Genomic DNA, 14,493 nt, shown 5'->3' on the forward strand with positions numbered 1-14,493 from the left:
TCCCGGGGGCGCCGGCGTCCTACGGTCCGGCCATGAAGACGAGTCGCAGCACAGCACGGACAAGGGCGAGGACCTGGCGCGGCACCGCGCTCGCGGCGCTGTTGACCGCGGGCGCGCTCACCGCCGCCGCCCCGCAGGCACAGGGCGAGAACGCGCGCACCGAGACCCCGGTGGCGTCGACGCATCCCGCCGACGGTGTGGTCGAGTCGGTGGTGCGGGTGAAAGTGCCGCTGCCCCAGTCGTTCGGCGCCCACCCGGCGGCGTGCGACTGGCTGTCGTATCTGCGCTACCGCTCCGCCGACGGGCCGCGCGCCTCGGCCGACGCCGACCGGATCCTCGTGGCCCAGCCCGGCATCCTCGAAGGAGCCGGAGCGTTCGACAGCGTCGCCCGCAACACGGTCGCCCAAGCCGCCGTACAGGGACGGCACTTCGAGTTCTGGGCCCTGGACCGGCGCTCCAACTGCCTTGAGGACCACACCGGTACCGCCTCCGGCGACCAGCACACCGCCGTCGACTACTACTACCGGGGCAGGGCCGTCGACGGCCGGACCTTCGCCGGGTTCGTCGGGAACGACCAGCTCGGCTGGATGGCGAAGCTCGGCATCGAGCAGACCGTACGGGACGAATACGACCTGCTCGTCGCCGAGTTGCCCGACCAAGGGGTGCGCGCGAGCAAGGTGCTGTGCGGCGGGCATTCGCTCGGCGGGGTGATCACCGGGTACTTCGCGGCGGCCGACTTCGACGGCAACCCCGCCACCATGGCCGACGCCGGACAGAACCAGTGCGCGGGCTACTTCGCCCTCGACACCACCATCTCCACCTCGCTCGCGGATCTGAGCGGCAGCATCCCGGACGACACCAACCTGCCGGACATCGGCCTCGGTTACGCCGTCGTACAGGCCGGGCTCGACAGCGGAGTGCTGTCGCGCTCCCTGTCCGCGCCGGTGCTGCTCAACCCCGAGACCATGACCCTGCTCGCCATCGCGGGCGTGGGCGCCGTACAGGATCCGGACGGTGAGTCGGACCTGCCGTCCTCGCTGCCCTCCAACGTCAACATCGAGGCCACGAACCGGTTCCTGTTCTCCAAGGACACCGCGACCTTCCTCACCGGCTCACCCGCCGTGAAGGACTTCCGGCTCACCGACGACGCCGTGCTCGGGGCGCTCATGGACGACAACTCCCAACCCTTGGCGTTCCTCCAGAGCAGCGTGGGCCTCTTCGACGGCGGGCCGCTCGTCGACAAGAACTTCCCCGTCGCCAACGGCAGTTCGGACCAGTCGCAGCTGTTCGGCGTCGACTACAAGGCGATTCCGGCACAGCCGCACGGCCCGCTCTACACCTGGCGGAACTACGACCGGGTCGGCGCCGAGGACGACCCCGGGTACCGGTCGGCCGACGGCACGCCCTTCACCGACGCAGCCAAGGAGGTCACCGACATCCACGAACTGGCCCGCAGCATGGGGGAGCAGCCGCTGGACTTCACCGAGCAGTACTTCCCGACCAAGCTGGTCACCGACATCGAGCTGGCCACCTCACCGCAGGTGAGCCGACTCGTCGTCCACCCGGGCGGGTTGACGGCCCGGCCGACGCTCACCGTGCTCGCCGGTGACGGACTCCTCGCGGGCCGTGTTCCGGTCGGCCTGCACCCGGTCATCGCCCCCGGCTACCAGCACCTGGACGTCCTGACGGCCGCGCCCGCGCAGAACGACGGCCGGCCCGAGATCGTCTCCAGCAGCCTCGCCGGGTTCGCCGCGACACCCGGCTAGACCGACACCCAAGCCGACCGACAGGGGCCCGGGAGCTTCAACTCCCGGGCCCCGCGACGTTGTTACGGCTGCCTCGGCCGGCTGTGCCGTTCCGGCTGCTGCGGCTCAGACCTTGCCGGCGGCGAAGGTCGCCGCCGCACCGGCGTCGGAGGTGTAGCCGAGGTGGGCCAGCACGTCCGTCCCGCCGTTCTGGCAGATGGGGTCACCGTTGGCGCAGAAGTCGATGGTGCGGCTCTGATAGGTGCCGGTGACGCTCTTGCCCAGCGCGCGGATCGGGTTGCCGAACAGCAGCACGGCCGCGACCTTCGGCTCGACGGCGGCGGGGATCGTCGCCACGATCGGGCTCCCGACCACCGCGCCGTCACTGCTGATCCCGATGGAGTTGTCGACGACATTCGCGCCCTGCGAATAGCCGACGAGAATGAAACGCTGATTCGGACAGGCCGCCGCCTGCGCCTTCACGTGGTTCACCACATCGAGATTCCCCGTCGCCGCGGACGTCAGGGAAAGGTCGGCGGGATAGTTCACCGCATAGCTGGAGAGGGTCTTTCCGGTGATTTTCTGCTGGAGCGCGGAGAACACCGGGTCGCCGACGATCAGACCCAGCGTCCCCGGCTCGAAGGTGCCGCGAGCGGCCACGACATCGAGGTCCGCGCAGGTGGCGGCCGACGCCGTGGGCGCGGTGAGAGTGGCGAGACCGGCTCCGCCGAGCAGCGAGAGCGCGGCCAGGCACAAGCGAATACGCATCGGAATCCTTTGAGGGTGGGGCGCGTACGACGCGCCTGTGGAAAGGACACCTCGAAGGTATGCGTGTTGTTTCACCGGGTGTTATGGACGGGAATTCAGAAACCGTCCCTGTTTTTGTCGGGGCGTGAGTCGCGCTCGCTCTCGCGCGCCTTTGCCGACCGCAGTGCGAGAATGAGGTCCAGCCGGGTGCCGGGGTCGTGCAGGGACTGTCCGAAGAGCTTCTCCAACTGGCGCAGGCGGTAGCGGACCGTCTGCGGGTGGATGTGGAGCCGGGCCGCGACGTCGGGGACGTTGCTGCCGCTGAGCAGCCAGGCGAGCAACGTCTCGGCCAGCCGAGCGCGTTGGCCCTCGGAGGCGGCGTCGAGCGGTGCCAGGGCCCGCGCCTCCAACTGGGCGAGCAGCGGCTCGTCGCTGTGCAGCAGCAGCGTCGACAGATGGTCGGCGCACAGCACCACACCCTGCCGGGGCAGCACCCCGCGCCCCATCAGCCCCAGCGCCCGGGTGGCCCAGTGCAGCGACCGCGCGGCCTCGGACACCGGGACCGTAGGCCCGACCGCCGCCGGACGACCGCCCAGGCCGAGCACGAACGACCGCCCGCCGAACCGGCCGTAGCCCTCCGGGTCCGGCACCAGCACGCGCGGCGGCCGGGACTCCATGTCGGCCAGCGCGCCGGGCACCGACGGCGGACGATCCTGCGCGCGCGGGTCCGCGGGGCCCGCCAGCGCGATGACCGCGACCCGCGCGGGCACCCGCCACCGCGCGCCGTGCGCCAGGTCCTGCACCTCCTCCGCGGACACCGGGCCGTCACCCAGCAGCAGATCGAGCAGCCGCCCGCGCCGCCGCTCCAGCTCGTCCGCGCTGCCGGAGCGCGCGTCCGCGTAACCGGCGGCTGCCGCCTCGGCGACCTCGTGCACCGTCCGGAACGCCAACTCGCCCAGCGTGGCCACGACTTGCGAGTCCAGGCCGAGTTCCTCCGCCGTCCGCCCCATCAGCCGCCAGGCGTGCAGCCCGCCTACCCGCAACGCGGACTGCACCGCGTCCAGACTGCGGCCCTCCAGGGCCACACCGCGCCCGATCTCGTAGTACGTCGTGGCCATCGCGGAGCGCTGGTCGCGCGGGTCCGCGATGTGGTCGATGAAGAGGGTGAGCGCCTGCACCACGCCGGCCCGCAGATTCTCCTGGTAGACCGCGCCGGACGGCAGCCCGTACTCGGGCACCTGCCGGCGGACCTCCTCCTCCACCTCGTCGGCCACACGCGGCAGTTGGGCGCGCAGCAGTTCGGCCAGCTCGGGCGGGACCGACGCCGCGGTGGGATCGGCGGGCACTCCGTGCGGGGTGGGGACGGCCACGACGGACACTCCTTTCCCCCGGAGGCGGCTCACCCACGGGCCGTTGCCCGTGGGACGAGGGAGACGTCCTGTGTTGGACGGGCGTCCCCTGCGCTCCGTTCCGTGCCCCGGTTGCGCCGACATCACTCCGGCAGCCCCAGCGCGGCGGCGAGCATCGGCCACGAGGCGGTGAACTCCCCTTTCCAGTAGGCCCAGCTGTGCCCTCCGCCCGCATAGAAGTGAGTGGTGACCGGAATCCCCAGCAGTGCGAGCACACCGGTGAAGCCGTGCGCGGAGGGCCACAGCAGACTCTCCAGCGCCTCGGGCAGCCAGTCGCCCGAACCCCCTGCCACGCCACTGCCGTTGGACACGTACAGCGGGGTGCCGCGCAGTCCGACGGCCTGGGCGCACGGATTGAAGGCACGCCAAGTCAGCGCGTTCAGAAGGGGGTTGCCCCACAGAGTGAGCGGCGCCAGGTTCTCCCGGGCCACGATGGCGTCCACCAGGGAGGGCACTCCGGGCGCCGTGGTGTCGAGGATCCCGCTGTAGGAGGCGGCGGCGGTGAACGCGCCCGGGTGCCGGGCCGCGTGCGCCATCGCGCCGTAGCCCCCGGTGGACACCCCGGCGACCGCCCGCACCCCCGACGCCCGGTAGTCGCGGGCCAACAGCGCCGGAACCTCCAGGAGTTGGAAGGTCTCGTAGTCCGGGCCCTGGCGCCAGACGCTGGGAATGCCCGTGGGCCCCGCGTCCGGCATCGCGACGATCAGCCCGCGCCCCTCGGTGAACGCCTCGATGTCCGTCTCCCGCGTCCACGACGTGTAGTCGTCGTGCGCCCCGTGCAGCAGATACAGCACGGGATACGTCCGCGCGGGCTGCGCCGCGAAGTCCGAGGGGAGAATGACCCGCACCGGGGCGCTGCGCCCCAGCGCGGCCGAGGCCACGGACACGTCGAAGGTCCGCGCCGACACCTGCGTCACGGCCCGGGCCCGCCCCGCACCGGCCGTCGCCCCGAACAGCACGGCGAGCCCGCTCCCCGCGGCGCCCCGCACGACGGCACGCCGGGACATCCCGGCGGGGGGCGACTGCGGCGGTTCGGCGGCGGGGGAGGCTCCGGCGCGGTGGCGGTGCGGCGCGGGGAGTGCGGCGGAGTGGTGCTCGGGTGCGGCCGGGCCCGGGGGCGTCTCGGCGGCCCGGTGGTGCGGCAGGGCAGGGGGGTGGTGCGGCATGGCGGCTCCTCGGTCGGGGTGGTGGGGCCTCAGGCCGATGCGGTGGGTCCGTCCGGTGAGGCCAGCACTCGCCGCAGATGGGTGGCGATCTCGTCGACGTGCGGCGGGTCGAGCAGCGAGAGGTGATGCCCCGACACCGGTACGACCGTCAGCCGCGGGCACACCTCGTCCCAGCCGAGCGCGTCGTCGTCCCGTTCGTACGCCGGGTCGCGCACGGTGTGCGGCGCCGGTTCGGTGGCCCGGTACAGCACCACCGGGCCCTCGTACCGGCCGGGCTCGTGCGCCTCGCCGATCCTCAGGTCCAGGTACGAGGCGCGCTGGTGCTCCAACGCGGCGGGCGGCACCCGCACGGCCTCGCGCAGGATGCGCAGCGCGGTGTCGATGCGTGCGCGGTCGTCGTCCATCGCCACGAGTTCGTCGTACGGCAGCGGGAGTTGGACGCCGTAGGTGTCGGCGATGTGCCGGGCGAAGCCCGTGAGGTGGGTGCGGACGCGGTCGGCCGGTGTGCGGCCGGGCCGGGGAAGGGGGCGTACGGAATCGATGAGCGCGACGAGTTCGACGTCCCGCCCGGCGGCGGCGAGCAGACGTGCCGTCTCCTGGGCGAGGAACCCGCCGAAGGACCAACCGCCCAGCACACAGGGCCCGTCGGGGTGCACGGCGGTGATCTCCTCGACGTAGCGGCGGGCCTTCTCCGGCACCGTGCGGGCTTCCTCGATGCGGTCGAGTCCGTGCACCGGGCGGTCGCCGTCGCCCAACTGCCGGGCGAGCGCGCGATAGACGTCCGTGGTGCCTCCTGCCGCGTGGAAGAAGAACAGCGGGGCGCGCGTTCCGCCGCCGTGCAGCGTGCGGAGCGGGCGCCGGGCGTCGGTCAACTCCCCGATGCGATGGGCCACATCGTTGATGGTCGTGGCGTCGAAGAGGTCCCGCAGATGCAGCTCGATCCCGAACTCGCGGTCCAGCGCGGTACGGATCCGGACCGCCAGCAGCGAGTCCAGGCCGAGGTCGGCCAAGGCCGTGGTGGGGGTGAGACGGGCCGTGGGATGTCCGGTGACGGCGCCGATGTGGTGACTGACCCGGGCCACCACCGAACCGGGTGCCAACAACTCCGCACCTTTGAACGGCACTTGGGGGACGTGAGATCCCGGGGTCGGATCTTGCGTCGCACGGCCCCGCCCGTCCGTCCACCAGTACCGGACGTGCCGCCAGCGCGGGAGCGGAAGGTCGACGACCCGGCCGGCCGGTACCGGCAGGTCCAGTCCCGCCGCGTACAAGGTGCCCAACTCCCGCAGAAACGCGGCCGATCCGGCCGCTTCGCGGCGCAGCGTGGCGACTGCGAGCGCGCCGGGCACGGTGTCGGTGACGGCCGGGGCCAGGACCGGATGTGGCGAGACCTCCACGAAGGCGGTACGACCGTCCGCCGCAGCCGCCGAGAGGGCCCGGTCCAGCCGCACCGGCCGGCGCAGATTGGCGGCCCAGTGCTCGGCGCCGAACTCGCAGGCCCCGCGTGGGTCTTCGAGGACGGTGGAGTAGACGGGGACACGCGGTGACCGGCCCCGGAGGTCCGCGAGGGCCTCGACCAGCTCCGGCAACAGCGGGTCCACCTGCGGCGAGTGCCCGGCGCCGACGACCCGCATGGCGCGGGCGGCCCGCCCGCGTTCCTCCAGTCGCCGCACCAGCCGGGCGACCGCGATCTCGTCCCCGGTGACGACCTTCTGCCGGGGCGAGGAGTGCACGGCGACCGCCACACCCGGAAACTCCTTTTCCAGGCTGGTCAGTTCATCGTCACGCAGGTCCACGACGGCCATCGCGCCACCGCGCAGCCCACCGAGCAGTCTCGCCCGTACGGCGACGACCCGGGCCGCGTCCACCACGTCCAGCGCGTCGGCGCACACGGCGGCGGCCACCTCGCCGAGGGAGTGGCCGATCACGGCAGCGGGCTCCACGCCGTAGGACCGCCACAGTTCGGCGAGCGCCAACTGAGTTCCGAAGAGCACGGGTTGGGACACATCGAGGCGGTCGAGCAGGCCGGTGGAGGCGAGGTGGGCGCGGAGGGAGAAGCCGAAGACGTCGGCGAGCTGGGTGTCGAGTTTCTCCACGGCGGCGGCGAAGGCCGGTTCCTCCGCGAGGAGTTGGCGTCCCATGCCGGTCCATTGGCTGCCGTAGCCGGAGAACACCCACACCGGACCGCCGCGCCCCACCCGGTCGCGGTCGTCGGTGAGCACCCCAGGATGTCGCTCGCCCTGACCCAACGCGCCCAGCGCGTCCGTCAGTTCACGGCGGTCGCGGGCGACGACGACGGCGCGCACCGGTCCGCGTCCGGTGCGTCCCGCCAGCGTGCGGGCCACATCGGCGGGGCGGGCCGCGCTCCCCGCAGGAGTGCGCAGCCACGCGGCGAGCCGGGCGGCGGTGTCGCGGACCCGCTCGTCGTCGAGGTCGGAGAGGAGATGGAGGCGGGCGGCCGGTTCCTCGACCGCGGGCGCGCCCGGTGGTACCGAGGTCGCGGGCCGCCATTCCTCCAGTACCGCATGGGCGTTGGTGCCGCCGAAGCCGAAGCCCGAGACTCCCGCGGTGGCCGTGCCGCCGTAGCGCGGCCAGGGTTCGGGTTCGGTGACCGGGCGGAGCCGTGCGTCGGGGAGCGAGGTGCCGTGCAGCGACGGCGGGACGAGGCCGTGGTGCAGGGCGAGGACCGTCTTCACCAGACCGGCGAGACCGGCCGCGGACTCCAGGTGCCCGAGGTTGCCCTTCACCGAGCCGAGCAGCAGGGGCTGTTCGCGGTCGCGGCCGTCGCCCAGCACCGCGCCGAGCGCGCCCGCCTCGATCGGGTCGCCCAGCGGAGTGCCGGTGCCGTGCGCCTCCACATAGTCGACACGGGCCGGGGTGAGCCCGGCCCGGCCGTACGCCGTGGCCAACAGGGCTTGCTGCGCGGCCGGGTTGGGGGCCAGCAGGCCGCCCGAGCGGCCGTCCGAGTTGACGGCGGTGGCGCGGATGACGGCGAGGACGCGGTCGCCGTCGCGCTCGGCGTCGGACAGTCGTTTCAGCAGCACCGCCGCGCAGCCCTCGCCGCGCCCGATGCCGTCGGCCGTCGTGGCGAACGGCTTGCAGCGGCCGTCCGGCGCGAGCGCGCCCGCGCGGGCGAAGGCGACGCCGACGACGGGCGAGAGCAGGACGTTGACCCCGGCGGCGATCGCCATGTCGGTCTCGCCGCCGCGCAGGCTCACACAGGCCTGGTGCAGGGCCACCAGGGACGACGAACAGGCCGTGTCCACCGCCATGTTGGGGCCGCGGGTGTCCAGGACGTACGCGAGTCGGCCCGCCGTCACACTGAGGGCCGCGCCCGCCGGGGCCCACGGGTCGACGGCGTGCGCGTCGGCGCCGGTGAGACGGCCGTACTCGGGGGCCGAGACGCCGACGTAGACGCCGGTGGCCGTGCCCGCGAGCGCCCTGGCCGGGACGGCGGCGTGGTCGAGGGTCTCGCGGACGACCTCCAGGAGCATGCGCTGCTGGGGGTCCATGACCGCGGCCTCGCGCGGGGTGATCCGGAAGAAGTCGGCGTCGAACCCGGCGATGTCGTCCAAGTAGCCGCCGTACAGGGGTGCTTCGGAAGGCGGGAACGGCGTGAAGTCGCCCCATCTGTCCTCGGGGACGCGTCTGATCGCGTCGACGCCGTCGATGAGCAACTGCCAGTAGCCGTCCGGGCCGCGCACTCCGCCCGGCAGCCGGCAACCGACCCCGATCACCGCGACGGGTTCGCCGGGCGTCGCCCGCACGGCCGGTGCGGGGGTGTGGCGCGGGTCCACGGGCCGGGGGTCCGCACCGCACACCCGCGTCACCAGCGCGTCCACGGTCGGCGCCTCCCACAGCAGCGTCGCGGGCAGCTCCCGGCCCGCGAGCCGCGACAACTCGCCCGCCAACGCGACCGCGTCCCGCGAGGACATGCCGAGTTCGGCCAGCGGCCGGTCCGTCGCCACGTCGTGCGCGGGCGTGCCGTGCCACTCGGCCACCCGCTCCACGATCCGCAGCCGCAGCGCGTTCTCGTCGGCGGGACTCATTCCGTGCCCTCCGTCGCGTAGTCGCCCTCCAGGTACCGGGCGCGGGTCAGGGCCCGTGACACCTTCCCGCTGGAGGTGCGGGGCACGGTGCCGGGGGCGACCAGGACGACGTCGGCGAGCCGCAGCCCGTGCCGCGCGGAGACGGCCGCGCGCACGGCACGCGTCAGCGCCGGTACGTCGATCTCGGCTCGGCTGGTGCTCCGCGTGTGCTCGGCGACGAGCACGACCCGCTCGCCCGCGCCGCCCGTCGCGCCCGGCACCCCGAACGCGGCGAGCCGGTCCCGCCGTACGGCCCGGTGCGCGTCCTGCGCGGTGGCCTCCACGTCCTGCGGGTAGTGGTTGCGGCCGTCGACGACGATGAGGTCCTTCAGCCGGCCGGTGACGATCAACTGCCCGTCCAGGAAGGTCCCGAGGTCACCGGTGCGCAGCCAGCCGCCCGGCGGCTCGCCGTCGAGCGAGGCGCCGAACACCCGCCGGGTCTGCGCGGAGTTGTTCCAGTAGCCGCGCCCCACATTGGTGCCCCGCACCCAGATCTCCCCGATCTCCCCCTCGGCCAGCACGGCGTGGGCGACCGGATCGACGATGCGCACCCGCTGCCCGACCGGAGTCCCGCAGCCCACGAGGACTACGGCGCGCGGATCCTCGGGCCGCGCGGGCAACGCCTTCCCGGCGGCGAGCGCGTCCCGGTCGAGGGCGAACCGGCCGAGCGGCAGTCCTGGCCGGGCGGCGCTGACGAACACGGTCGCCTCCGCGAGCCCGTACGACGGACAGTGCGCCTCGGCCGCCAACCCCTGTGCGGCGAAAGCCGAGTTGAAGCGGTCGGCGGTGCCGGGCCGGACGGGTTCGCTGCCGTTGATCAGCGCGGCGACCCCGTCCAGCCGCAGCCCCTCCTTCTGCGCCTCGGTGACGGTGGAGGCGCAGTAGTCGTAGGCGAAGTTCGGCGCGGCACTCAGCGCGCGCGGATGCGCGGCCAACAGCCTCAACCAGCGCGCCGGTTCGTGCAGGAACGCGGCCGGGTCCATGAGGACCGACGGCACCCCGCGGACGACGGGGGCGGCCACGCTGAGCACCAGCCCCATGTCGTGGTAGAGCGGCAGCCAGCCCACACAGGTCACCGGCTGCGCGTCGGCACCATAAGCCGTGAGCGCCTGGCGGGCGTTGGCGACGACATTGGCGTGGGTGATCTCCACGCCCGCCGGGGCCCGGGTCGACCCGGAGGTGTACTGGAGATAGGCGGTGGCGTCCGGATCCGGCTGTGGCGCACGCCAGTCGGGGGCGGCGGCATCGGGTACGAGGTCCGCCGCGAGGACCGGCGCCGGTGCGCGCTCGCAGAAGTCCGCCACCTCGGCGAGGACCCGCCCGGTGGTCACCACGACCGCCGGGCGCGCGTCGCCCAGCACCCCGACGAGCCGGTCGCCCTGCCCCGGCAGGCCTGGCGGATACAGCGGTACGGCGACCATCCCGGCGGTCAGCGCGGCCAGGAACCCGATGACGTAGTCCGTCCCCTGCGGGCACAACAGGGCGACCCGCGACCCGGGTTCGGCCCGCTCGGTGAGCCGGGCGGCCACTGCCCGTACGCGCAGTTCGAGCCGCTGCCAGGTCAACGTGCGGTGCACACCCAGGGAGTTGGGCGCGGGATGATCGACGAAGGTGAACGCCCTGCGGTCCGGGGCGAGTTCGGCCCAGTGCCGCATGTACTCGGGCAGGGTCCGGTACGCGGGCGCGAGCGGCGGGCGGCGACTGTCCATCGGGCGGGCTCCTCAGATCGCGGTACTACGCGGTGGCGACTTGCGGCTGGCGAGGACGAACAGGGGGACGGGAACAGGGGGATGCACAGGGGACGGACAAGGGGCAGATCCGTCAGGTTGGTCAGGTCCATCAGGTCGGTCAGGTCGGTCAGGTCGGTCAGAGCGGGATGTTGCCGTGCCGCCGTTCCGGCATCGGGGCGCGCTTCCCGCGCAGCGCGCGCAGGGCGCCGGCGATGTGGGCGCGGGTGTCGCGGGGCGCGATGACGTCGTCGACGTACCCGCGTTCGGCGGCGAGGTACGGCGTCCCGTGGGTGGCCTCGTACGTGGCGACGAGGTCGGCGCGCAGCGCCTCGGGGTCGTCGGCCGCGGCGAGTTCACGCCGGTGCAGCACGCCGACGGCGCCCTCCGCGCCCATGACGGCGATCCGCGCGGTCGGCCACGCGAGGTTGAGGTCGGCGCCGAGATGCTTGGAGCCCATCACCGCGTAGCCGCCGCCGTACGCCTTGCGCACCACCACGGTGACCTTGGGGACGGTCGCCTCGGCGTACGCGTACAGGAGTTTGGCGCCGCGCCGGATGATGCCGGCCCGTTCCTGGTGGACACCGGAGAGATAGCCGGGGACGTCGGCGAAGGTCAGCAGCGGGATGCCGAACGCGTCGCAGAACCGTACGAACCGCGCGGCCTTCTCGGAGGCGTCGATGTCGAGGACCCCGGCCGAGTGCAGCGGCTGGTTGGCCACGACCCCGACGCTCGCCCCCTCGACCCGGGCCAGCGCGCAGACGATGTTCGGCGCGAACAGCTCCTGGACGTAGAGGAGTTCACCGTCGTCCACGACCGCGCGCAGGATGTCCCGCATGTCGTAGGCGTGGCCGATCCGGTCGGGCACGACCTCGTCGAGCGGCGCCCCGGCCGCGACGGCTCCGGGCGCGTACCGCGGAGGCCGCTCCAGGTTGTTGGCGGGCAGGTACGACAGCAGGTCCCGTACGGTGTCGAGCGCGTCCTCCTCGTCGGCGGCGAGGAAGTGGGCGTTGCCGTTCACGGAGTTGCTGGTGCGGGCCCCGCCCAGCTCCTCGGCGGTGGCGCGTTCGCCGGTCACCGCCTCGATGACGTCGGGGCCGGTGACGAACATGTGCGAGGCGCCGTCCACCATCACGGTGAAGTCGGTGATCGCGGGGGAGTAGGCGGCACCGCCCGCGCACGGGCCCAGGACGACGGAGATCTGCGGGACCACCCCGGACGCCTTGACGTTGCGCCGCACCAACTCGGCGTACAGCGCGAGGGAGTTGACGCCCTCCTGGATGCGGGCGCCCCCGGAGTCGTTGAGCCCCACGACCGGACACCCGGTCTTCAGGGCGAGGTCCATGAGCGCCACGGTCTTCTCGCCGAAGGCCTCGCCCATGCTGCCGCCGAAGACGGTGGAGTCCTGCGCGAACACGCAGACCGCCCGCCCGTCGACCGTGCCGTATCCCGTGACGACCCCGTCCCCGTACGGGCGCCGGGCACCGTCGCCCACCGCTCTGGCCCGTACGAACACGCCGGTCTCCGTGAACGAGCCCGCGTCCAGCAGCCGTTCGATCCGCTCGCGCGCGCCGAGGGCCCCGGGTCTTCTTGGCCTGGCCGTGACCGTGGCCCGCGCCCGGCGCCGCGCCAGCTCGGCGATGCGTCCGGCGGTGCGGTCCGCCACGGGTGTCGCCGCCGTCAGGGATGTCGTCGCCTCTAGCGTCACAGCCACCTCCGAAGTGGTTCTCGAATATGGCAGTGATCCGGCGGCGGACCGGAGGATCGCCGTTCTGTTTGCGGGAGATGAGTCCCGGGAGGCGGAGGTTCGTGCTGAGGTGACAACGCATCGGCGGTGAATGGGCCCCCGGCCAGGAGAGATGAGCCTCGCTCACCTCTCGGGCACGGGGACCGGGACCGCTCCCAGGACGCGCGGCGCGCCCTGGGAGACGGCGAGCGAAGAGAATTGACGGACCGTCACTTGCGCTTCGCGGCTGCCGCCAGGGCCTTGAACTCCTCCCAGCGCACCCGGGGGCGGGCCAGACCGCGCCGTTCCAGATAGCGGGCCGTGGACCGGCGGGTCTCGCGCAGGACCCGGAACGCGTCGGTGGGGCGACCGGTGCCCATGGGCTCCACCACCTTGTCGGGGACCAGCAGCCAACCGTCGCCCACGGCCTTCAAGGTGCCCCGGACAAGGGCGTTGTGCATGTGGTTCAGCAGCTCGTCGTGCCGGTGCACCAGGAGCGAGGCGGGACCCTCGGCCGCCGCGCAGTCGGCCGGTACCTCCACCGCGAAGCCGTCCGCCCTCGGCACGGGCCGGGTCCGGGCGAGCACGGGCGCCCCGAACGCGTCGCGCGCGGCGAGCACCGCCGAGGGGAAACGGGCGAGTTGGGCGGAGCCCGGCAGCGGATGCGAAGCCTCCGGTGCCGGTCGGCCGGACGCGGCGAGCGGCGGCCGTACGACGAGCTGTTCCGGGGTGACGGTGATCAGCAGCCGGAGGTAGTACCAGTCCATCAGCGACCGCAGCGGGGCGGACACGTACGCCCTGCTGTGCGGCTGCCGTTCGAAGAGCATCCGCCAGTAGTCCTCGGCTCCCTGAGGACCCGTCATGATCTCGTCGGGGCACTCGGCACGGCCGCCGACGAAGATCTGCGGGGCGTGGTCGAGGCCGCTGCCGGTCGGGTCGGAGAACAGGAGGGCGACGCGGCCGTCCCGGCGGATGTTCAGCGCCTTGCGTGCGAAAGCCAGCGACGTGCTCAGCAGGAGCGTGCCGTCGGGCCGCCGCCGTACGGCGGTCGGCCAGGCCAGCGGTGTGCCGTCGCCGCCGAGGGTGACGAACTCGCAGGTGCGGTAGGCGTCCAGGACGTCGAGCGGCGCGGAGTCGAGCAAGGTCATCGGCCCTGCTCCGCGTCCAGCGGGCCGCGCAGCGCCCGGCAGGCGGCGGCGTACTGGCGGCGCCCGACGACCCTCCACAGCAGCCGGCCGACCAGCGGGGTCCTGCCGAGGAAGTACGCCCGCTCCGCGGGAGTGGCGTCCTCCAGGATCGCGCCGAGCGCGATCAACAGCCTGTTCCTGGGGATCCGTTCGAGACCGCGGCGCCCGACCAGGTCCCATTCTTCGACCGACAGATGCTCGGCTATCAGGGGCAGCACCAACTGCTCCTCGTCGTCGAGGTGTTCGAGCAGCGCGGCGCGGTGCCGCTCCAGCGCGAGCGCCAACTCCTGCCCGGCGATGGGGTCCGCGGCCCGCTCCCACGCGGCCGTCCACTCCGCCACGACCGTCAGGCTCACGTCGATGCGCTGGTGCTGTTCCTCCATGCGGGCCACCAACTCGCCGTCCGGGGCCCGGTTCTGGAGGTGCGGCCAGATCAGTTCGTCCTCGACGGAGTGATGGCTGTGCAGTCCCGCGACGTACTCGCGCAGATGCTCCGCGACCTTCGCCGCGCGGGCCGTGTCGCTGTCGGGGACGGCTCGTACCAGACGGGGCAGATACGCCGACTCGCGGCGGAAGACCCGGTGGACCACGGTCATCTCGTGGGTGTAAGGACGCCCGGCGGTGGGAAGTTCGTCCGTCGTGCTGGTGGGTGACACGCTCGCTTGCTCCAACGATCGGATACCGGCAACAGCCTCCCA

Annotated in this window: 9 protein-coding genes; 1 reads left to right on the forward strand and 8 read right to left on the reverse strand. The window is 73.2% G+C overall.

Translation table 11 applies throughout. The features are described 5' to 3' along the window. Positions 1–32 precede the first annotated feature (32 nt). A complete protein-coding gene (locus ACIQPR_RS08725; RefSeq protein WP_403644043.1) occupies positions 33–1,766 on the forward strand; it encodes a hypothetical protein in 1,734 nt (577 codons plus the stop codon). A 105-nt stretch (positions 1,767–1,871) separates the two neighbouring features. Here the strand turns inward: ACIQPR_RS08725 and ACIQPR_RS08730 are convergent, their stop codons facing one another. The 8 genes from ACIQPR_RS08730 to ACIQPR_RS08765 form a co-directional block, all read right to left on the reverse strand. Further along, a complete protein-coding gene (locus tag ACIQPR_RS08730; RefSeq protein WP_403644046.1) occupies positions 1,872–2,513 on the reverse strand; it encodes a cutinase family protein in 642 nt (213 codons plus the stop codon). A 95-nt stretch (positions 2,514–2,608) separates the two neighbouring features. Continuing rightward, complete coding sequence (locus tag ACIQPR_RS08735; protein WP_403644049.1) at positions 2,609–3,862, reverse strand: PucR family transcriptional regulator; 1,254 nt, start codon at positions 3,860–3,862, stop codon at positions 2,609–2,611. Between the two features lie 122 nt (positions 3,863–3,984). Further along, complete coding sequence (locus ACIQPR_RS08740; protein ID WP_403644773.1) at positions 3,985–4,908, reverse strand: alpha/beta hydrolase; 924 nt, start codon at positions 4,906–4,908, stop codon at positions 3,985–3,987. Positions 4,909–5,096: 188 nt separating this feature from the next. Then, positions 5,097–9,116: an acyltransferase domain-containing protein gene (locus ACIQPR_RS08745; RefSeq protein WP_403644051.1), complete on the reverse strand. Its 4,020-nt coding sequence runs from the start codon at positions 9,114–9,116 to the stop codon at positions 5,097–5,099. Continuing rightward, entirely contained in the window at positions 9,113–10,864 is a 1,752-nt protein-coding gene (locus tag ACIQPR_RS08750) for a fatty acyl-AMP ligase (RefSeq protein WP_403644054.1), read from the reverse strand. The genes ACIQPR_RS08745 and ACIQPR_RS08750 overlap by 4 nt, the downstream gene beginning before the upstream one ends. Before the next feature lie 157 nt (positions 10,865–11,021). Then, positions 11,022–12,590, reverse strand: a complete 1,569-nt coding sequence (locus tag ACIQPR_RS08755) for an acyl-CoA carboxylase subunit beta (RefSeq protein ID WP_403644776.1) — start codon at positions 12,588–12,590, stop codon at positions 11,022–11,024. A 248-nt stretch (positions 12,591–12,838) separates the two neighbouring features. Then, complete coding sequence (locus ACIQPR_RS08760) at positions 12,839–13,756, reverse strand: pyridoxamine 5'-phosphate oxidase family protein (protein ID WP_403644057.1); 918 nt, start codon at positions 13,754–13,756, stop codon at positions 12,839–12,841. After that, a complete protein-coding gene (locus tag ACIQPR_RS08765; RefSeq protein ID WP_403644059.1) occupies positions 13,753–14,451 on the reverse strand; it encodes a hemerythrin domain-containing protein in 699 nt (232 codons plus the stop codon). Before ACIQPR_RS08765 ends, ACIQPR_RS08760 begins: the two co-directional genes overlap by 4 nt. Positions 14,452–14,493 lie beyond the last annotated feature (42 nt).

Origin of the sequence: Streptomyces sp. NPDC091280 (assembly GCF_044768565.1) — a bacterium.
Lineage (GTDB): Bacteria > Actinomycetota > Actinomycetes > Streptomycetales > Streptomycetaceae > Streptomyces.

Bases quoted from the DNA above. Each gene is read 5' to 3' on its own strand.
- ACIQPR_RS08750 (WP_403644054.1), bottom strand. From the start codon at position 10,864: ATGGACAGTCGCCGCCCGCCGCTCGCGCCCGCGTACCGGACCCTGCCC.
- ACIQPR_RS08745 (WP_403644051.1), bottom strand. From the start codon at position 9,116: ATGAGTCCCGCCGACGAGAACGCGCTGCGGCTGCGGATCGTGGAGCGG.
- ACIQPR_RS08725 (WP_403644043.1), top strand. From the start codon at position 33: ATGAAGACGAGTCGCAGCACAGCACGGACAAGGGCGAGGACCTGGCGC.
- ACIQPR_RS08730 (WP_403644046.1), bottom strand. From the start codon at position 2,513: ATGCGTATTCGCTTGTGCCTGGCCGCGCTCTCGCTGCTCGGCGGAGCC.
- ACIQPR_RS08740 (WP_403644773.1), bottom strand. From the start codon at position 4,908: ATGTCCCGGCGTGCCGTCGTGCGGGGCGCCGCGGGGAGCGGGCTCGCC.
- ACIQPR_RS08760 (WP_403644057.1), bottom strand. From the start codon at position 13,756: ATGACCTTGCTCGACTCCGCGCCGCTCGACGTCCTGGACGCCTACCGC.